Below are 18,928 nucleotides of genomic sequence, written 5' to 3'. Positions count from 1 at the left end.
CCCCCGAAGCCGTTGTGGTCCATCTACTCGATCACGCGCGCGCAATCAGTTCTCCGTGCAGGATCGACAGCCAGCCGTCTTTGTTTGCGGCCCAGGTTCGCCAGCCTTCGGCGATGCGCTGGAGGTCTGCCTCTGTGGCGGCTCTGCTTTCCAGGGCTTGGCGGGCCATGGCCGATTTGGTGATGCGGTCCGCCCAGAGGGATCCCCACCAGGTTCTGTCTTCTTCTGTTGCGAAGCACCAGGTGCTCGATGTCGCAGTTACGTCGGTGAGGTCGGCGGCGTGGGCCCAGGCCAGGAGGTGGCGGGCGGCGTTGGGTTCGCCTCCGTTGGCGCGGGCCACGCGTTGGTAGAGGTCCAGCCAGTCGTCCAGGGCTGGGAGTCGGGGATACCAGGTGAAGGCTGCGTAGTCGCTGTCGCGGACCGCGATGATGCCGCCCGGGCGGGTCACGCGGCGCATCTCGCGGAGGGCCCGGACCGGGTCGGCGACGTGCTGGAGCACCTGGTGGGCGTGGACCACGTCGAAGGTGTCGTCCGGGAAGTCGAGGGCGTGCACGTCGCCGACGGCGAAGTCGACGTTCGTGAGGCCGCGCCGGGCGATCTCCGTCCTGGCGAGGTCCAGGGCGTCGTCGGTCATCTCGAGGGCGGTGATGCGGCCGGGTGTGATTCGTGTCGCCAGGTCGGCGGTGATGGTGCCGGGGCCGCAGCCGACGTCCAGCACGGTCGCGCCGGAGGTCAGGTGGGGGAGAAGGTACGCGGCCGAATTTTCTGCGGTGCGCCAGCGGTGTGAGCGCAGGACCGATTCGTGATGCCCGTGGGTGTAGACAGCAGCCATGCCACCGACGCTAGGACCACGTCTCGTATTTCGGGAGAACAATCTCACTCTGTGGGACCGTGACGGATACCTGATTTCCGTACGCGCAGATGGGGCCGTACTTTTGTCGCCATGAGGATCGGCATCGTCGGCGCGACGGGACAGGTCGGTGGCGTCATGCGCCGCATCCTGGCCGAGCGCCAGTTCCCAGTGGACCAGCTCCGGCTCTTCGCATCCGCGCGCTCCGCGGGCCGCACCCTGCCCTGGCAGAACGGCGAAGTCACGGTCGAGGACGCCGCCACGGCGGACTTCCGCGGCCTGGACATCGTGCTGTTCTCGGCCGGCAAGGGCAGCTCCAAGGAGTTCGCGCCCCGCGTCGCCGAGGCCGGCGCCGTGGTGATCGACAACTCCTCCGCCTGGCGGATGGACCCCGACGTCCCGCTCGTGGTGGCCGAGGTGAACCCGGACGCCGCCGCGCAGCGCCCCAAGGGCATCATCGCCAACCCCAACTGCACCACGATGGCCGCGATGCCGGTGCTGCGCCCGCTGCACGACGAGGCCCAGCTGGTCGCGATGGTCGCCACCACGTACCAGGCCGTCTCCGGCGCCGGGCTGGCCGGCGTGGCCGAGCTCGACGAGCAGATCAAGAAGGTCGCCGACCGGGCCACCGAGCTCACCCACGACGGCGCCGCGGTCGAGTTCCCGGCGCCGCGCTCCTTCGCCCGGCCCATCGCGTTCAACGTGCTCCCGCTCGCCGGCTCGATCGTCGACGACGGCCTCGGCGAGACCGACGAGGAGCAGAAGCTGCGCAACGAGAGCCGGAAGATCCTCGGCATCCCGGACCTCAGGGTCTCCGGCACGTGCGTGCGCGTACCGGTCTTCACGGGCCACTCGCTGCAGGTGAACGCCCGCTTCGCCCGGCCGCTCAGCCCGGACCGCGCGCGTGAGCTGCTCGCCTCCGCGCCCGGCGTGGAGCTGTCGGACGTGCCCACCCCGCTGCAGGCGGCCGGGCAGGACCCGACGTACGTGGGCCGCATCCGCGCCGACGAGACCGCCGACAACGGCCTGGCCCTGTTCCTGTCGAACGACAACCTGCGCAAGGGCGCCGCCCTCAACGCCGTGCAGGTGGCGGAAGTGGTCGCCAGGTCGCTCTGATCGCCGCTCCGCAGAGCCCGTCCCACCACGTCGGTGGGGCGGGTTTTGTCGTTCCTTCGGGGGGTCTTCTCGACGCTCCACTATGGAAAAACCGGGCTTTTTGCCTGAATCGGTAGCGCATGGTCGGTTTGAGGTGCACAGTGATGTCATGAACGACAGTGGGCCTGGCGGGGGCGGCTATTTCTGGTGCCTCCGGCATGACCGGGTCGAGTCCGGGGACGACGTGTGTCCTGCCCAGTTCCGGCTCGGTCCGTACGCCTCCGCTGATGACGCCACGCGGGCACTCGAGACCGTCGAGAAGCGCAATGCGGCGTGGGATGCCGAGGACGCCCGCTGGACCGGGGAGGTCAGCTAGACCCGGCACGACCGCTGTGTCCAAGCCGGAATCTTCGGTCTCCGTGCGGAGACTAGCCCGCAGTCATTCGCTAGGAGGAACGACCCCATGGCCGTGACCAAGAAGGCCGCCCCGACCCGGGCTGCCGCGACGAAGCCCGCCGCCCGGCCGGCCGCCGCGCCGAAGCCCGCGGCCGGCAAGCGCGCCGTCGCCGCCACCTCGGCCGCCGGCAAGCGCGGCGCCACCACCGCGACCGCCACCAAGCGGACCGCCGCGGCCTTCTCGGCCGCCACCAAGCGCGCCACCACCACCGCCGCGGCGACGACCCCGAAGCGCGCGTCCGCCGCCACGTCGACGGCCACCAAGCGCACGTCCGCCGCGACCTCGACCGCCACCAGGCCCGCGTCCTCGGCCAAGACCTCCACCGCGAAGGCGTCGACCGCGAAGGCGTCGACCGCCAAAGCCTCGAAGACTTCGGCCGCCGCGAAGGCCTCGAAGCCGGCCACCGCGACCGTCAAGCCGGCCGCCGCGAAGGCTTCGAAGCCGGCCACCGTGAAGGCTTCGAAGCCGGCCGCCGGCAAGGCCTCCAAGCCGGCCGCCGGCAAGGCGAAGGGCGGCGCGGCTGCGAAGGCGACGTCGGCCGTCAAGTCGGTCGCGGCCAAGGCGACCGGCGCGGTGAAGTCGACCGCGGCCAAGGCGGCGTCGGCCACCAAGAAGGCGGCCCCGGTCAAGCAGAGCGCCGCGAAGAAGTCGACGGCGGCCGGCTCCAAGGCCACCCCCGCCAAGGTCGCGAAGAAGGCGCCCGCCAAGACCGCCGCCGCCACGAAGGCGACGGCCACCAAGCAGGCCGCTGCCAAGAAGACGACGGCGAAGAAGGCCCCGGCCAAGGCCGCGACCAGGACCGCCCCGGCCAAGGCCACCGCCACGAAGTCCGCCGGCACCAAGGCCACCGCGGCCAGGCCGGCGGCCACCAAGCCGGCTCCGGTGAAGAAGCCGGCGACCGTGAAGGCCGCTCCGGTGAAGAAGCCGGCGACCGCCAAGTCGGCTCCGGTCAAGAAGTCCGCGGCCGCCGCCCCGGCGAAGAAGGCAGCGACCGGCAACGCCGCCGCCGCGAAGGTGCGGCCCGCCGCCAAGTCGGCCAACGCGAAGCCCGCGTCGATGACGAAGACCTCGGCCACCAACGCCGGCCGGGTCAAGCAGCCCGCGAGCCCCGCCGCCGCCCGGAAGGCGACCGCGGCCGGCAACGGGCGCGCGGCGTCCACCACGGCACGCAAGGCGACCGCCAAGCGCTGATCCGTCGTACCCAGGGCCGCGCCGGCGACGGCGCGGCCCTGTCGCGTGTTAGGAATGACCCGTGCCGATCAAACGGGTTGTGGCTCCGCGCATCGACTTCTCCGACCTGCGGCGGGAGCTGCACCTTCCGGACGGGTACCCGGCCGCGGCGCTCGAGGAGGCGGCGGAGGCGGCCGCCACACCGCTGCCCGCCACCGACCGCACCGACGTGCCGTTCGTGACCGTCGACCCGCCCACGTCCCGGGACCTGGACCAGGCCCTGCACCTGAGCCGCCGGCCCGGTGGCTACCGCGTGCGGTACGCGATCGCCGACGTCGCCGCGTACGTGCGGCCGGGCGGTCCGCTGGAGGCCGAGACCTGGGTACGCGGCCAGACCGTGTACCTCCCGGACGGCAAGGTCCCGCTGCACCCGACCGTGCTGAGCGAGGACGCCGTGAGCCTGCTGCCGGACGCGGACCGGGCGGCCGTCCTGTGGATGATCGACCTGGACGCCGACGGGGCCATCGCGGCCGTCGAGCTGGAACGGGCGCGCGTCCGCAGCCGGGCCAAACTGGACTACGCCGGCGTGCAGCAGGCCGTCGACGCGGGCACCGCCGCCGAGGCCGTCGCGTTGCTGCCCGAGATCGGGACGTTGCTCGCGGCGCGGGCCGCCGCCCGGGGCGCGGTGAACCTGCCGCTGCCCGAGCAGGAGGTCGAGCCCGACGGGGACGGGTGGCGGCTGACGTTGCGGGCCCCGCTGCCCGTCGAGGAGCACAACGCCCAGATCTCGCTGCTCACCGGCATGGCCGCCGCGACGCTGATGCTGGGCGGCGGCGTGGGGCTGCTCCGGACGATGCCGCCGCCGCGGCCGGAGGCGGTCGAGAAACTGCGGGCCGCCGCGGCGTCGCTGGGCGTCACGTGGGCGGACGGCGCCTCGGTCGGCGCGGTCGTCTCGTCGGTGGATCCGGCCGGGCCACGGGGGGCCGCGTTCCTCATGCAGGCGGCCGAACTGCTGCGCGGGGCCGGGTACACGGCGTTCGACGGGGCGGCGCCGGAGCAGACCGGGCACGGCGGGGTGGGTGCGCCGTACGCGCACGTCACCGCGCCGCTGCGCCGCCTGGCCGACCGGTACGCCACCGAAGCCTGCCTCGCGCTGCACGAGGGCCGCGAGGTGCCGGGCTGGGTCCGCGAGGCCCTGCCGCGCCTGCCGAAGACGATGGCCACGACGGACCGGGTCGCCTCCGCCGCGGAGCGGGGCGCCGTGTCGCTCGCCGAGGCGGTGCTGCTGGCGCACCGGGTGGGGGAGACGTTCGAGGCCGGCGTGCTGGACGTGGACGATCCGGCCGAAGCCGGTGGCAAGCCGCGGCCGGCCGGCGGGACGGTGGCGATCGACGAGCCGGCCGTGCAGGCCCGCTGCGCCGGGGAGTTGCCGCTGGGCGAGCGGATTCCCGTACGCCTGGCCGAGGCCGACCCGAAGACCCGTACGGTCCGCTTCGAGCACCCCTAGGGCAGGTGCGGGACCCCCGCCGGGTCGAGCGGCCAGGCGGGGTTGTACGTGACCTCCCACAGGTGCCCGTCGGGGTCGGTGAAGTAGCCCAGGTAGCCGCCCCACTCGGCCTGCGTGCCGGTCTTGACCAGCGTCGCTCCCGCCTGCACGACCGTGCGCAGGGCCTCGTCGACCGCGGCGGGGCTCTCCACGTTGATCGCCAGCATCGTGCCGCGGAAGTCGGTGGCCGGGTTCGGTGGCGTGGGGCGCGTCGGCAGCCCCGCGTCCGCGGAGATGTCGTCCGTGGCCACCAGCGAGAGCAGGCCGCCGGCGGTGTGGAAGAAGCTCACCACCCCGGGCACCGAGGCGGGCGACAGCCGCCAGCCGAGCGAGGCGTAGAACTCGGTCGCGCGGACGACGTCGGCCACGCCGAGGGTGGCGAGGCTGACCCGGGCAGGAACGGACACGTGACACCTCCTGGTACGAAGTCTGCCACGATAGATGATCTTGCCCGGGTTCGCCCTGGATCTAGAAGGTGTGCTCCGCGGTCGGGAACTCCCCGTTGCGAACTTCGTCGGCGTAGCGGCGGGCGGCGTCACCCAGCACGCCGGCGAGGTCCGCGTACCGCTTCACGAAGCGTGGCGCCCTGCCCTCGCGCAGACCGGCCATGTCCTGCCAGACCAGCACCTGCGCGTCGGTGTCCGGGCCCGCGCCGATGCCCACGGTCGGGATCGGCAACTCCTTGGTGATCTGCTTGGCCACCTCGCCCGGCACCATCTCCAGCACCACCGCGAAGGCGCCCGCCTCGGCGACCGCCCGCGCGTCGGCGATGACCTCCTCGGCGGCGCTGCCGCGGCCCTGCACCCGGTAGCCGCCGATGGCGTGCTCGCTCTGCGGGGTGAAACCGACGTGCGCCATCACCGGGATGCCGGCGCCGGTGATCGCGCGGATCTGCTCGGCGACGCGGCGGCCGCCCTCCAGCTTGACGGCGTGCGCCCCGCCCTCCTTCATGAACCGTACGGCGGTGCGCAGGCCCTGCACCGGGCCCTCCTCGTACGAGCCGAAGGGCAGGTCGGCCACGATGAGCGCGGTGGTCGTGGCGCGGACGACCGCGCGGACGAGGGGCAGCAGCTCGTCGGTGGTGACGGGCAGCGTCGTCTCGTACCCGAAGACGTTGTTGGCCGCGGAGTCGCCGACCAGCAGCACCGGGATGCCGGAACGGTCGAACAGCGCGGCGGTGTACTGGTCGTACGAGGTCAGCATGGCCCAGCGGTCGCCGCGCTCCTTGGCCGCGAGCAGGTCGCGGGTGCGGACGCGGCGCGTGGGCGGGCCGCCGTACAGGGTGGGCACCTCGGCGGGTGTCTCGGACATCGTCGTCTCCTTCCCTCGAGGCCGCGGTGGTGCGGTCCCCGGGTTCCGATTCGCATCGTCGCACCCGGGGTGGCCCCGCGGTCAGAGGTGAGTGGAGCCGATCACAGGAAGCTCACGCGTTCTCGCGGAAGCGGTTCGTGATCGGCAGCCGGCGGTCGCGGCCGAACGCCTTGATGGAGATCTTCGTCCCAGGCGCGGACTGACGCCGCTTGTATTCGGCGATGTCGACCATCCGCAGCACCCGGTCCACCAGCGCGGCGTCGTGGCCGGCGGCGACGAGGTCGTCGCGGCCCAGGTCACCGTCGATGTACCCGGACAGGATCGCGTCCAGGATCTCGTAGTCGGGCAGCGAATCGGTGTCCACCTGGCCCGGGCGCAGCTCAGCCGACGGCGGCTTGGTGATGGAGTTCTCCGGGATCGGCGGCTCGCCGCCGCGGTGCGCCGCGTCCTCGTTGCGCCACTTGGCCAGGCGCCACACCATCGTCTTCGGTACGTCCTTGAGCGGGTTGAAGCCGCCGACCGAGTCGCCGTACAGCGTCGAGTAGCCGACCGCCAGCTCGCTCTTGTTGCCCGTGGTGAGCACGAGGTGGCCCTCCTGGTTCGACAGCGCCATGAGGATGACGCCGCGGACCCGGGCCTGCAGGTTCTCGACGGCGAGCCCGGAGAGCGACATGTTGGCCAGGAATGCGTCGACCATCGGCTGGATCGGCTCGCTGCGGTAGTCCAGGCCGGTGCGCTTGGCCAGGTCGGCGGCGTCGTCGCGGGAGTGGCTGGAGGAGTATCCGCTGGGCATCGAGACGCCGACGGCTCGCTGCGGTCCGAGCGCGTCCACGGCGATCGCCGCGACCACCGCCGAGTCGATGCCGCCGGACAGGCCGAGCACCACCGAGCGGAAGCCGTTCTTCTCGACGTAGTCGCGCAGGCCCAGGGTGAGCGCGGACCAGATCTCCGCCTCGTCGTTGACGCGCTCCGCGATGCCGCCGACCGCCGGGCCGTCGCTGAGCGGGCGGGGCGTGGCGGTGAGGCGTACGCGTTCGATCGTCATGTCGTCGTCGCCCTGGTCCTCGCCGTGCGGCGCTTCCGAGGAGGGCGGCGGCGCGGGCGGGGCCGCCGCGTCGACCGGGGCGGCGTCGACCTCCACGTCGTGCACGAGCAGCTCCTCGGTGAACTGCCCGGCCCGGGTGAGCAGCTCGCCGGCGGCGGTCACGATCATCGAGTCGCCGTCGAAGACCAGCTCGTCCTGCCCGCCGATGAGGTTCACGTACGCCACCGTCGCGCCCGCCTCGGCGGCCCGGCGCTTGACCAGCGGCAGCCGGACGTCGTCCTTGTTCAGCTCGTACGGCGAGGCGTTGATGGTGACGACCAGCCCGACGCCGGCCCGGCGCGCGGCGGCGAACGGCCCGCCGGCCTGCCACAGGTCCTCGCAGACGGTGAGCGCCACGTCGACCTCGCCGAAGCGCACCACGGTCAGCGAGGTGCCCGGCTCGAAGTAGCGGTCCTCGTCGAAGACGCCGTAGTTGGGCAGGTGGTGCTTGAAGTACGTGGCCGCCACCTCGCCGCCGACCAGCAGCGCGGAGGCGTCCCGGCGGCCGCTGCCCGGCACCGCGTCGGCGCTGGTGGGTGCGGGACCGTCGGCGTCCACGTACCCGACGACGACGGCGACGTCGCCGAGGCCGTCCGCGGCCAGGTCGGTGGCGAGCTGCCGCAGTGCGGCCTGCGAGGCCGCGACGAACGAGTCGCGGAAGACCAGATCCTCGATGGGGTACCCGGTCAGCATCATCTCCGGGAACGCGACGAGCTGCGCACCGGCGTCGGCGGCCCGGCGGGTCCAGTGACGGACCGCGGCGGCGTTGCCGGGAATGTCACCGACGGTCGAGTTCACCTGGGCGAGGGCGATGCGCAACGAAGGCATGCCACTATTCTTCCCCAGGTGGGGAGATCCCATGTCGGTGTCCCCTGCCGCCGGGCCCCCACGGCCAGCGTAATCTCGGCGTAACGGAACAAGGGGAGACTGGCCGCCGGGCGAGTACGAGGGGTTGACGTGGACCGACAGCAGGAGTTCGTGCTCCGGACGCTCGAAGAGCGGGACATCCGTTTTGTCCGGCTCTGGTTCACCGACGTGCTCGGCACCCTCAAGAGCGTGTCGGTCGCGCCGGCCGAGCTCGAGTCCGCCTTCGAGGAGGGCATCGGCATCGACGGCTCGGCGATCGAGGGCTTCGCCCGGGTCTCCGAGTCCGACATGGTCGCCATGCCCGACCCGACCACCTTCCAGGTCTTCCCGTTCGAGGGCGGCGCCAGCGGCGAGAGCGCCCGCATGTTCTGCGACATCCTGCTGCCCGACGGCAGCGCCGCCTGGGCCGACCCGCGCCACGTGCTGCGCCGCATGCTCGCCCGGGCGGCCGAGAAGGGCTTCACCTTCTACACGCACCCCGAGGTCGAGTTCTTCCTCGTGCAGGACAGCCCGCTGGACGGCTCGGTGCCGATCCCGGTCGACGGCGGCGGCTACTTCGACCACACCACGCACTCGGTGGCGCGCGACTTCCGCCGCCAGGCCGTGCTCGCGCTGGAGCGCATCGGCATCTCGGTGGAGTTCAGCCACCACGAGGTCGCCCCCGGCCAGCAGGAGATCGACCTGCGGTACGCCGACGCGCTCACCACCGCGGACAACATCATGACGTTCCGGCACGTGGTCAAGGAGGTGGCGCTGTCGCAGGGCGTGCGCGCGACCTTCATGCCGAAGCCGTACACCGACCAGCCGGGCAGCGGCATGCACACGCACCTGTCGCTGTTCGAGGGCGAGAGCAACGCCTTCCACGACGCCGAGGACCCGCTCAAGCTGTCCAAGACCGCCCGCGCGTTCATCGCCGGGCTGCTCGTGCACGCCCGCGAGTACACGGCCGTCACCAACCAGTGGGTCAACTCGTACAAGCGGCTGTTCCCGCTGCAGCTGCCGGACCGGATCACCGAGTCGCCGGCGTTCGTCAGCTGGGGTCACCTGAACCGCTCCGCGCTGGTCCGGGTCCCCGCGTTCGGCAAGCCCAACTCGGCCCGGGTCGAGGTGCGCTCGATCGACTCGGCGACCAACCCGTACCTCGCCTTCGCGGTGCTGCTGGGCGCCGGGCTCAAGGGCATCGAAGAGGGGTACGAGCTGCCGCCGGGCGCCGAGGACGACGTGCTGGCGCTGTCGCCGCAGGAGCGCAAGGCCATGGGGTACGACTCGCTGCCGGAGAACCTGGCCGAGGCGATCGACGTGATGGCCAAGTCCGAGCTGATCCCGGAGGTGCTCGGCGAGCACGTCTTCGACTTCTTCCTGCGCAACAAGCGGCAGGAGTGGGAGCAGTACCGGCGCGAGGTCACCCCGTACGAGCGGCAGCGCTACCTCGGGACACTCTGATCTTTCGCCCGGCCGGTGGATCACCCGCCTGTACTGGTCCGATACGGTGCCTCTGACGTCATCGCGAGGGAGACACCGTGCTGGAGAATCTGCTGGAGGGCGCCGGACGCAGCATCGTGTTCGGGGCGGTCGGCATCGGGCTGATGGCCCTGGGCTTCGTGCTCGTCGATCTGCTGACCCCGGGCAAGCTGCGTGACCTGATCTGGGTCGACCGCAACCCGAACGCCGCCCTGCTCCTGGCCGCCAACCAGCTCGGTATCGCCGCGATCGTCTTCACGGCGATCTTCACCAGCTATCAGAACTTCGGCGAGGGACTGGCCTCGACCGCCATCTTCGGCCTGCTCGGCATCGCGGTGATGGCCCTGGCGTTCCTCGTGCTCGACTGGATGACGCCGGGCAAGCTCGGCGAGGTCATCTGCACCCAGGACCGGCACCCGGGCGCGCTGGTCAGCGCGGCCTCGCACTTCGGCGCCGCCCTGATCGTCTGCGCCTGCATCGCCTGACGCCGCCCGCCGTGCAGATCGACCTGGAACCGGTCGGCGCCGGCAACTGGCGTGCGTGCGCCGCGCTGACCGTACGGCCGGAGCAGCGTGAGTTCGTCAGCGACGTCGCGTACTCCCTCTGCCTGTGCCACTACGGGGGCCTGTGGCACCCGCTGGCCGTCACCGTCGGCGGACAGGTCGCCGGGTTCTGCATGTGGGCCGTGGACGACGACCGGAGCCGGTGGATCGGCGGGATCGTCGTGGACCGGTCACGGCAGCGGCAGGGCATCGGCCGGGCGCTGGTGCTCGCGCTGCGCGACCGCCTCGCCGCCGAACCGGGCACTCCGGATGTCGCCCTCAGTTACTCGCCGCGCAACACGGCCGCGCGGGCGCTGTACCTCTCGCTCGGGTTCGCCGAGACCGGCGAGACGGAGGGCGATGAGGTCGTGGCCCGGTGGAGCGTGTCCCGCGCCGCGTGAACCGGGTGCGGGCGGGGTTTGCGTCGGTCCCACCCGATAGCCTCGACGGGTGGGTACAGCACTGGTGATCGAGAACGACCCGTCCGACGATCTGCGGCGGCTCGGCGACTGGTTCGCCGAGGCGGGGCTCGAGCTGACCGTCGTGCGGCCGCACGCGGGCGAGCCGCTCCCGGAGACGCTGGACGGTTTCCTGGGCCTGGTCGTGCTCGGCGGCGACCAGAGCGCCTTCGCCGACGCCGACGGCCGGCCCGGGGCTCCCTGGTTCCCCGAGCTCGAGGGGCTGCTGCGCAAGGCGGTCCGGCACCACGTGCCGACACTCGGCGTCTGCCTCGGCGCGCAGCTGCTCGCGCAGGCGCACGGCGGGCTGGTCGAGCGCAGCACGTCCGGTCCGGAGATCGGCCCGGGCCTGGTGGGGCGCCGCGACGCCGCGGACGGCGACCCGCTGTTCAAGTACGTGCCGCTGCTGCCGGACGTGGTGCAGTGGCACGCCGACGAGATCACCGAGCTGCCGATCGGGGCGGTGCTGCTGGCCGCCTCGAGCCGCTACCCGCACCAGGCGTTCCGCCTCGGTGACCGGGCCTGGGGCCTGCAGTTCCACATCGAGTGCGACGTCGACATGATCGCGGCCTGGGCCCGGTCGGACGCGGCCGTCCTCGAGGAGCTGGGCTACGACCCCGAGGTCGTCATCGCCGCCACCGCCGAGGTGCTCGCCGACGTCGAGGAGGTCTGGCAGCCGTTCACCGCCCGGTTCGCCGCGCTGGCCCGCGGCGAGCTGCCCGGCGCCGACATCCCCGCCCCCGGCACCCCGCGCACGCTGCCGCTGCTGGGACAGTGAGATGACCAGGCCCAGCCGGCTCGCCCGGTACGGCTTCGCCGACGACGGCGCCCGGGTGGCCGACCTGCTCGGGCCGGCCGGCCTGCGGCTGTGGGACACCGAGGCCCAGGAGCCCGTCGACGCGCCCTCGTCCGAGCTGATCCAGGCGCTGTCCCGGGCCGCCGACCCCAACCTGGCGCTGCGCCAGCTGCACCGGATGGTCGACGCGGCGGCGCGCGCGGCGCTGCGCGGCAACGGCGGTCCGGTGACCGGGCCGGGCGGGGAGATCGTGGCGAGCCCGGCCGCCGACGCGATCGTGGCGGCCCTCGCCGAGGACGGCGGGTTGCGCCGCCGGCTCATCGCCGTGCTCGGCGCCTCCAGCGCGCTGGGCGACCATCTCGTGGCCAACCCCGACCAGTGGCGCGTGCTCGCGACCACCCGGACGGGGCTGCCGCCCAGCGCCGAGGGGCGCCTGGACTTCGGCGAGCCGGCGGGGGAGGGGCCGCCGGGCGTGCCGGCGCTGCGGACGGCGTACCGCACGGCGCTGCTGCGCATCGTGGCGGCCGACCTCACCGGCGGCCGCGGCCTGGAGCCGACCATGGCGGCGCTGTCCCGGCTGGCCGACGAGACCCTGTGCGCCGCGTACGCGATCGCCGTGGCGGAGCTGCCGCAACGGACCCCGCCGCCCCGACTCGCCGTGGTGGCCATGGGCAAGTGCGGCGGCAACGAGCTCAACTACGTGTCCGATGTGGACGTCATCTTCGTGGCGGCCGGCGACGAGGACCTGAGCGCCGGCACCACGGTCGCCGCCCGCCTCATCGAGGTCTGCGGGCAGGTGGCCTGGCCGGTCGACGCCGCGCTGCGCCCCGAGGGCAACCGTGGCCCGCTGGTCCGCACGCTCGCCAGCCACCAGGCGTATTACCGCCGCTGGGCGCGCACGTGGGAGTTCCAGGCGCTGCTCAAGGCCCGGCCGGCCGCCGGTGACCTGACGCTGGCCCAGGAGTGGATCGACGACCTCGCGCCGCTGGTCTGGCACGCCGCCGAGCGGCCCGAGGCCGTCGACGACGTCCGCGACATGCGCCGCAAGATCATCGAGAACGTGCCGGCCAAGGAGGTCGACCGGGAGATCAAGCGCGGCCCCGGCGGCCTGCGCGACATCGAGTTCGCGGTCCAACTGCTCCAGCTCGTGCACGGCCGCGTCGACGAGAGCCTGCGGGAGCCCGGCACGCTGCCGGCGCTGCGGGCCCTGGTCGCCGGCGGGTACGTGGGCCGCGAGGACGGCGAGACGCTGCTGCGGGGCTATCGCTTCCTGCGTACGGTCGAGCACCGGCTGCAGCTGCAGAACCTGCGGCGTACGCACACCGTGCCCGACGACCCGCAGGCGCTGCGCTGGCTCGCGGCCGCCCTCGGCTACAAGGCGCTCAGCGGGCGCGACGCGGTCGAGGCGTTCCGGTCCGACTGGGTCAGCCACGCCGCGCAGGTGCGCCGCCTGCACGTCAAGCTGCTGTACCAACCGCTGCTCGAGGCCGTCGCCCGGGTGCCGGCCGAGGCGCTGCGGATGACCACCGAGTCCGCCGGGCGCCGCCTGGAGATCCTCGGCTTCGCCGACCCGGCCGGCGCGCTGCGGCACCTGCAGGCGCTGACCGGCGGCGTCAGCCGTACGGCGGCGATCCAGCGCACGCTGCTGCCGATGCTGCTGCAGGACTTCGCCGACGCGCCGGAGCCTGACCGCGGGCTGCTCAACTACCGGCAGGTCTCCGACAAGCTCGGCAGCACACCCTGGTATCTGCGGCTGCTGCGCGACGGCGGCCCGGTCGCGCGCCGGCTGGCCCGCGTCATCGGCCTCTCCCGGTACGCGACCGACCTGCTCATCCGCGACCCGGAGGCGCTGCGCCTGCTCGCCAACGACGCCGAGCTGCAGCCCCGCCCGCGCGAGGTGCTGCGCGAGGGGTTCGTGGCGGCCGCCGACCGCCACCTGCGCGACGGCGCGACCGACCCGGGCCCGGCCATCGCCGCGGTCCGCGCGTTGCGCCGCCGCGAGCTGTTCCGGCTGGCCTGCGCCGACATCCTGAGCCGGGCGGGCGACCTGGCCCCCGCCAGCCCGCTCGACGTGCACGCCATCGGCATCGCCCTCTCCGACGTCGCCGACGCCACGCTGGGTGCCGCGCTGCACACCGCCCGGCGGGTCCATCCGGGGCCGGAGGGCCTGCGCTTCGCGGTGATCGGCATGGGCCGCCTCGGCGGCTACGAGATGAGCTATCCCTCCGACGCCGACGTGCTGTTCGTCTACGACCCGCCGGAGGGCGCCCCGGAGGGCCGGGCCGCCACGACCGCGCAGGCGATCGCCGAGGAGATGCGCCGCACGCTCGGCGCGCCGGCCCCCGACCCGCCGCTGGGCGTGGACGCCGACCTGCGGCCCGAGGGGCGGCAGGGTCCGCTGGTCCGCAGCCTGAACGCGTACGCGCAGTACTACGCCCGCTGGTCGAAGGTGTGGGAGTCGCAGGCGCTGCTCCGCGCGCGCTTCGTGTGCGGCGACGAGGAGCTGGGCCACGAGTTCGAACGGCTCGCCGACACCATGCGGTACCCGGACGGCGGCCTGACCCGCGAGCAGGTCATCGAGATCCGGCGGATCAAGGCGCGCGTGGAGACCGAGCGGATGCCGCGCGGCGCCGACCCGAACACGCACGCGAAGCTGGGCCGGGGCGGGCTCGCCGACGTCGAATGGGCCGTGCAGCTGCTGCAGTTGCGGCATGCGTACGCGCTGCCGGGGCTGCGCCGCACCCGTACCCTCGAGGCCCTGACGGCGGAGCGGGAGGCCAAGCTGATCGACACCGTCGACGCCGCCGCGATGACCGCGGGCTGGACCCTGGCCGCGCAGGTCCGCAACGCGCTGACCCTGGTCCGCGGCCGCCCCACCGACCAGCTGCCCCGGCACGGCGTCGAGCTCGCCGGCGTGGTGCAGCTGCTCGGCGGCGGCGACCCGGGCGAGTTCGTGGACCGGTACCTGCGCCTCACCCGGCGGTCCCGGGCGGCGATGGAACGCGTCCTCGATGCCTGACGCGCTGCTGCGCCGGTCCGTCGCGCCGATCGGCGGCGCCGTGCTGGTCGCGGTGCTGCTGCGGGTGCCGTTCCTGTTCACCGGGCTCTCCACGGACGAGGGCGGCTACGCGTACGTGGCCCGGCAGTGGGCGCGCGGCGACCGCCTCTACACCGACGTGTGGCTCGACCGGCCGCAGGGGCTGCTGCTGACGTACCGGGCGCTCCTGGCGATCGGCGAGTCCGGCTGGGCGATCCGCCTCGGCATGGTCCTGGCCGGCGCGATCATCACCGTCTCCGTCGCGGTCATCGGCTGGACCCTCGCCGGTCGGACCGCCGGTGCCGTGGCGGCCTGGCTGTACGCGATCGTCGGGGTCGCGCCGTACCTGGAGGGTATGACGCTCAACGGCGAGCTGCTCGCGAGCGTCCCGTCCACCGCATCGATCGCGCTGATCGTGCTCTGGTGGCGGCGGGACAGGTCGCTGTGGTGGCTCGCGGCCGCCGGGGTGCTCGCCGGCGTCGCGCTCACCATGAAGCAGTCCGGCATCGACGGCGTCCTCGTCGGCGTGCTGGTCCTCGTGCTCGCCCGCCGCGGCCGGGCGGCGCCGGTGTTCCTGGCCGGGGTCGCGGTGCCGCTGCTGGCCTCGGCGCTGCACGGGCTGGCGGTCGGCTGGTCGGCGTACTGGACGGCGCTCGTCGGCTACCAGCTGTCGGCGATGGGCGGCGCGGGCTCGAACACCTCGACGCGGCTGACCGATCTCGGGCGGCACGCGGGCGACATCGCGCTCGGCCTCGTCCCGGTCCTGCTGGTGTCGCTGCCCGGCTGGCGAAGGCTGGACCGCGGGGCGCGGTGGCTGCTCGGCGTGTGGCTGTTCGCCGGGTTCGTGGGCATCAACCTCGGCGGCTCGTACTGGCCGCACTACTTCGTCCAGCCGCTGCCGGCGCTCGTCGTGCTCGCCGCCGTCGCGGTCGCCGGCGTGCGGGCGGCGCGGTGGCGCTGGGTGCTCGCCGCCGTCGCCACGCTGCCGACGCTGGTGTGGCTGGCGGCGCTCGTACCGATGTCGCCGGGCGGCCGGGCCGACACGATCCCGTACGATGCGCTCGCGGCCCGCGACGACCGGATCGCGGCCGTGATCAGGGCGTCGACCGGCCCGGACGACCGCATCTACGTGCTGGAGTCCGAGGCCTACCTGTACTTCGCGGCGGACCGCGAGGCCTCCTATCCGTACCTGTGGGGTAAACCGATCGACAAGATCCCGGACGCGCTGCCGCGGCTGCGCACGATGCTGGCGTCGCCGCAGCGGCCCGCTCTCGTCATCCTCGACACCCCGCCGGCCGCGGTCGACCCGTCCGGCGGGATCGCCGCCGACCTGGCCGCCCACTACCACCCCGAGACGACCGTCGAGGGTGTGCCGATCCTGCGGGCGAACCCGTGACCGGGCCCGCCGCGCACCCGACCGGCGTCCTTTCCCGGCTGGCCGGCCCGGCCGGCGTCCGCTCGTGGCTTGCCCGTCCGGCCGGGGTGCGCTGGCTGGGTTTCTTCGGCGCGGTGTGCTGCGCGGCCGACGCGGTGCTGTTCGGCGCGCCGCCGTGGATCCGGCAGGGCGTGTCGGTCGTCAGCATCCTGCGCGGCCCGCACGGCGTGCTCATCATGCTGCTGTGGATCGCCGGCCTGACCGCGCTGTGCGCCGCCTGGTGGTACGGCCGCCGCCTGGAGCTGTCCCGCCGCTGGATCCTGGTGACCGCCGCGCTGTGGATCGTGCCGCTGCTCGCCGTGCCGCCGCTGGCCAGCCGGGACATGTACGCGTACGCCTGCCAGGGCGCCCTGTTCGATGCCGGCTTCAACCCGTCGCAGGTCGGGATCGGGGCCCAGCCCTGCCCGTGGCTCGACTCGGTGTCGATGGTGTGGCGCGACACGCCCACCCCGTACGGGCCGCTGTGGATCCTGCTGACCGGCTTCGCCGCGTCGTTCGGCTCGCAGGCCGTGGCGCTCGGCATCTTCCGGTTGTACGCCGTCCTCGCCGTGGCCGCCCTCGCGGCAGCCGTCCCGGCTCTCGCCCGCCGCCGGGGCGTCGCGCCGGAGAAGGCGCTGTGGCTGGTGCTGTGCTGCCCGCTCGTACCGGTGCACTTCGTCGGCGGCGGGCACAACGACACCCTGACGATGGCCCTGCTCGCGGCCGGTCTCGCGCTCGTGGCCGGCCGGCGGCCGATGCCCGCGCTGATCACCGGGGGCGCGCTGGTCGGCGCCGCCGTCGCGGTCAAGACGACGGTCGGGGTGGTTCTGCCGTTCGCCGCCCTGCTCGCCGCCGGCGGCCTCGAGCTGACCCGCGACGGGCTGCTGCGGTTCCTGCGCCGAGGCGGCGCGGTGGTCGGGGGAGCGGTCGCGCTGCTGGCCGTCCTGTCCGTCGTCTCGGGGCTCGGGTTCGGCTGGGCGGTCGCGTTGTCCGGCGCCGGCGAGTCGCGCAGCTGGACGTCCCCGCCCACCGCGGCCGGCATCGCCGTCAACGCGGCCGGGAAGTGGTTCGGGGCGGGCTACGACGTGGTGCCGGCGCTGCGTACCGCCGCGCTGGTCCTGCTGCTCGTGGCGCTCGTGGTGATCTGGTGGCGGTTCCGGCGCGCCGATCCGCTGCACGGCGCCGGGCTCGCCTGCCTCGCGGTCATCTTCCTCGCCCCCATCACCCAGCCCTGGTATCTGTTCTGGCCGCTCACACTGCTCGCGGTCACCACGGTCGGCCTGCGCTGGCTCGAGATCACCGTCGTGGCGTCGATGTTCCTGATCCTGCCGGACGGCGACGGCGCCTGGAAACCGCTGCAGGTCCCGTTCGCGTTCCTGGTGACGGCCGGCGTGATCTGGGTGGCGGGGCGCTCGTGGCGCTGGCTGCGCTCGCCCGTGCCGGCCGCGGAGGTGCCCGCGTGCGACTGACCCCCCGGCTCGTCCGCTGGGGTGGGCTGGCGGGCAGCGCGGCCACGGCGGGCACGGCGTGGCTCGGCGGCGCCGGCTTCGAACGGGTGCCCAGCATCAACCCCGTGACCCTGCTCAGCGGCCAGCGTGGCGTCGCGCTGCCGATCCTGTGGGTGCTCGGCACGGCGGTGCTGATCACGGCGTGGTGGTACGGCCGGCACGTGGTGCCCTCGACGCGGTGGGCGCTGGTCACGGCCGGGCTGTGGTTCCTGCCCGTACTGCCGTTCCTGCCGCTGGGCAGCGCGGACGTCTACTCGTACGCGTGCCAGGGCTACGTCCAGTACGCCGGGGGAGACCCGTACGCGACGGGCGTGGGCGAGTTCGGCTGCCCGTGGGTGAGCTCGGTCGCGTCGTCGTGGGTGGACTCGCCGGCCCCGTACGGCCCGCTGTTCCTGCTGCTCGCCGCCCGGGTCGTGGCGGTCGCCGGCGACTCGCTCGCCGCGGTGGTGGCGGGGCTGCGGGTGGTCGCCGTCGCCGGGGTCGCGCTGATCGCGGCCGGCGTGCCGGCGCTGGCCCGGCACTGCGGCATCGATCCGGCCCGGGCGACGTGGATGGTGCTGGCCTGCCCGATCGTCCTGGTGCACCTGGTGTCGGGCGCGCACAACGACGCCCTGATGGTGGGGCTGATCGTGACCGGTCTCGCGCTGGCGGCCGCCGGTGCCACCCCGCTGCGGCTGGCCGCCGCGGGCGCGGTGCTGGGCCTCGCGGTCGGCGTGAAGGCCACCGCGATCGTCGTGGTCCCTTTCGCCGTGCTCGCCGCTCTTCCCGCGGACCGTCGCGCGTTGCGGGACCTGTGGCGGCCGGCCGCGGCGATCGGTGGCGGGCTGCTGCTGTTGACGGCCGCCCTGTCGATCGCCTCCGGGCGCGGTGCCGGCTGGGTCGCCGGGCTGCTGCGCAGCGGCGACAGCGTGACGTGGGGATCGCCGTCCACCGCCGTCGGGCTCGTGATCGAATTCGGTACGGGGCTGCCCGCCGTACCCGTGACGCGGTTGATCGGGGTGGCCCTTTTGGCCGTGCTCCTCGTGGTGCTGTGGTGGCGGGCGCGCCGGAGTGACCCCCTCGGCCATGCCGGCCTCGCCCTGGCGGCCACCGTGCTCTGCGCACCCGTCTTCCATCCCTGGTACGCGACCTGGCCGCTCGCCGTGCTGGCCGCCACCCGCTCGGAGAACCGGTGGCTGCTCGGCCTGTGCGCTTTCGCCGCGACGCTCACCACGCCGGCCGGGTACAACTGGGCGCTCTACACGCGCATCCCGGGAGCCCTCGTCGTGACGGCCACCCTGGTGACGCTCCTGGTCCTGGCCGTGCGCAGGAACCGTAGGGTGGTCGCGTGAA

At 73.7% G+C, this 18,928-nt stretch carries 16 protein-coding genes; 12 read left to right on the top strand and 4 right to left on the bottom strand.

What is annotated here, in order from left to right; all coding sequences use genetic code 11:
* Positions 1-31: 31 nt before the first annotated feature.
* Positions 32-832 (bottom strand): class I SAM-dependent methyltransferase, encoded by an 801-nt coding sequence (locus COUCH_RS30605; protein ID WP_249608670.1) that lies wholly within the window; start codon positions 830-832, stop codon positions 32-34.
* A gap of 111 nt (positions 833-943) precedes the next feature.
* On the opposite strand from COUCH_RS30605, the gene COUCH_RS30600 reads away from it, so the two are divergent.
* The 4 genes from COUCH_RS30600 (at position 944) to COUCH_RS30585 (ending at position 5,079) form a co-directional block, all read left to right on the top strand.
* Complete coding sequence (locus COUCH_RS30600) at positions 944-1,966, top strand: aspartate-semialdehyde dehydrogenase (protein WP_249608669.1); 1,023 nt, start codon at positions 944-946, stop codon at positions 1,964-1,966.
* Between the two features lie 148 nt (positions 1,967-2,114).
* Entirely contained in the window at positions 2,115-2,321 is a 207-nt protein-coding gene (locus COUCH_RS30595; protein WP_199517057.1) for a hypothetical protein, read from the top strand.
* A gap of 87 nt (positions 2,322-2,408) precedes the next feature.
* Positions 2,409-3,593, top strand: a complete 1,185-nt coding sequence (locus COUCH_RS30590; protein ID WP_249608668.1) for a hypothetical protein — start codon at positions 2,409-2,411, stop codon at positions 3,591-3,593.
* Positions 3,594-3,654: 61 nt separating this feature from the next.
* Entirely contained in the window at positions 3,655-5,079 is a 1,425-nt protein-coding gene (locus COUCH_RS30585; RefSeq protein ID WP_249608667.1) for an RNB domain-containing ribonuclease, read from the top strand.
* Here COUCH_RS30585 and COUCH_RS30580 read toward each other — a convergent pair.
* The 3 genes from COUCH_RS30580 to COUCH_RS30570 all read right to left on the bottom strand — a co-directional run bounded on the left by COUCH_RS30580 (position 5,076) and on the right by COUCH_RS30570 (position 8,341).
* Positions 5,076-5,525 carry a VOC family protein gene (locus COUCH_RS30580; protein ID WP_249608666.1) on the bottom strand — a complete coding sequence of 150 codons (450 nt, stop codon included), beginning with the start codon at positions 5,523-5,525 and terminating at the stop codon, positions 5,076-5,078. The genes COUCH_RS30585 and COUCH_RS30580 overlap by 4 nt on opposite strands.
* A gap of 61 nt (positions 5,526-5,586) precedes the next feature.
* The gene (gene panB / locus COUCH_RS30575; protein ID WP_249608665.1) at positions 5,587-6,429 is read right to left on the bottom strand and encodes a 3-methyl-2-oxobutanoate hydroxymethyltransferase; all 843 of its coding nucleotides are present in this window, start codon (positions 6,427-6,429) and stop codon (positions 5,587-5,589) included.
* A 112-nt stretch (positions 6,430-6,541) separates the two neighbouring features.
* On the bottom strand, positions 6,542-8,341 hold the full coding sequence (locus COUCH_RS30570; RefSeq protein ID WP_249608664.1) for an NAD+ synthase: 1,800 nt from the start codon (positions 8,339-8,341) through the stop codon (positions 6,542-6,544).
* Between the two features lie 129 nt (positions 8,342-8,470).
* Here COUCH_RS30570 and COUCH_RS30565 point away from each other — a divergent pair, with 129 nt between their 5' ends.
* The 8 genes from COUCH_RS30565 to mptB (COUCH_RS30530) all read left to right on the top strand — a co-directional run bounded on the left by COUCH_RS30565 (position 8,471) and on the right by mptB (COUCH_RS30530) (position 18,927).
* The gene (locus COUCH_RS30565) at positions 8,471-9,823 is read left to right on the top strand and encodes a glutamine synthetase family protein (RefSeq protein WP_249608663.1); all 1,353 of its coding nucleotides are present in this window, start codon (positions 8,471-8,473) and stop codon (positions 9,821-9,823) included.
* A gap of 77 nt (positions 9,824-9,900) precedes the next feature.
* Positions 9,901-10,326 carry a DUF350 domain-containing protein gene (locus COUCH_RS30560; RefSeq protein WP_249608662.1) on the top strand — a complete coding sequence of 142 codons (426 nt, stop codon included), beginning with the start codon at positions 9,901-9,903 and terminating at the stop codon, positions 10,324-10,326.
* A gap of 11 nt (positions 10,327-10,337) precedes the next feature.
* On the top strand, positions 10,338-10,784 hold the full coding sequence (locus tag COUCH_RS30555; protein WP_249608661.1) for a GNAT family N-acetyltransferase: 447 nt from the start codon (positions 10,338-10,340) through the stop codon (positions 10,782-10,784).
* A gap of 49 nt (positions 10,785-10,833) precedes the next feature.
* Positions 10,834-11,619, top strand: a complete 786-nt coding sequence (locus COUCH_RS30550) for a type 1 glutamine amidotransferase (protein WP_249608660.1) — start codon at positions 10,834-10,836, stop codon at positions 11,617-11,619.
* Between the two features lies 1 nt (position 11,620).
* Positions 11,621-14,656, top strand: coding sequence for a bifunctional [glutamine synthetase] adenylyltransferase/[glutamine synthetase]-adenylyl-L-tyrosine phosphorylase (locus COUCH_RS30545; RefSeq protein WP_249608659.1), 3,036 nt, complete (start codon positions 11,621-11,623; stop codon positions 14,654-14,656).
* Positions 14,649-16,070: a glycosyltransferase family 39 protein gene (locus tag COUCH_RS30540; protein ID WP_249608658.1), complete on the top strand. Its 1,422-nt coding sequence runs from the start codon at positions 14,649-14,651 to the stop codon at positions 16,068-16,070. The genes COUCH_RS30545 and COUCH_RS30540 overlap by 8 nt, the downstream gene beginning before the upstream one ends.
* Positions 16,067-17,557: a polyprenol phosphomannose-dependent alpha 1,6 mannosyltransferase MptB gene (mptB, locus tag COUCH_RS30535; RefSeq protein ID WP_249608657.1), complete on the top strand. Its 1,491-nt coding sequence runs from the start codon at positions 16,067-16,069 to the stop codon at positions 17,555-17,557. The genes COUCH_RS30540 and mptB (COUCH_RS30535) overlap by 4 nt, the downstream gene beginning before the upstream one ends.
* Complete coding sequence (gene mptB, locus COUCH_RS30530; RefSeq protein WP_430641009.1) at positions 17,554-18,927, top strand: polyprenol phosphomannose-dependent alpha 1,6 mannosyltransferase MptB; 1,374 nt, start codon at positions 17,554-17,556, stop codon at positions 18,925-18,927. The genes mptB (COUCH_RS30535) and mptB (COUCH_RS30530) overlap by 4 nt, the downstream gene beginning before the upstream one ends.
* Position 18,928 lies beyond the last annotated feature (1 nt).

The sequence above is a fragment of the Couchioplanes caeruleus genome (assembly GCF_023499255.1).
In the GTDB taxonomy this organism is placed as follows: Bacteria; Actinomycetota; Actinomycetes; order Mycobacteriales; family Micromonosporaceae; genus Actinoplanes; species Actinoplanes caeruleus_A.
The sequence above is the reverse complement of the archived record's forward strand: the minus strand, read 5'-3'. Positions and strand labels throughout refer to the sequence as shown.

Coding starts and splice junctions, on each gene's coding strand:
- COUCH_RS30545 (WP_249608659.1), top strand. CDS start 11,621: ATGACCAGGCCCAGCCGGCTCGCCCGGTACGGCTTCGCCGACGACGGC.
- COUCH_RS30605 (WP_249608670.1), bottom strand. CDS start 832: ATGGCTGCTGTCTACACCCACGGGCATCACGAATCGGTCCTGCGCTCA.
- COUCH_RS30600 (WP_249608669.1), top strand. CDS start 944: ATGAGGATCGGCATCGTCGGCGCGACGGGACAGGTCGGTGGCGTCATG.
- panB (WP_249608665.1), bottom strand. CDS start 6,429: ATGTCCGAGACACCCGCCGAGGTGCCCACCCTGTACGGCGGCCCGCCC.
- COUCH_RS30590 (WP_249608668.1), top strand. CDS start 2,409: ATGGCCGTGACCAAGAAGGCCGCCCCGACCCGGGCTGCCGCGACGAAG.
- COUCH_RS30570 (WP_249608664.1), bottom strand. CDS start 8,341: ATGCCTTCGTTGCGCATCGCCCTCGCCCAGGTGAACTCGACCGTCGGT.
- COUCH_RS30595 (WP_199517057.1), top strand. CDS start 2,115: ATGAACGACAGTGGGCCTGGCGGGGGCGGCTATTTCTGGTGCCTCCGG.
- COUCH_RS30540 (WP_249608658.1), top strand. CDS start 14,649: ATGCCTGACGCGCTGCTGCGCCGGTCCGTCGCGCCGATCGGCGGCGCC.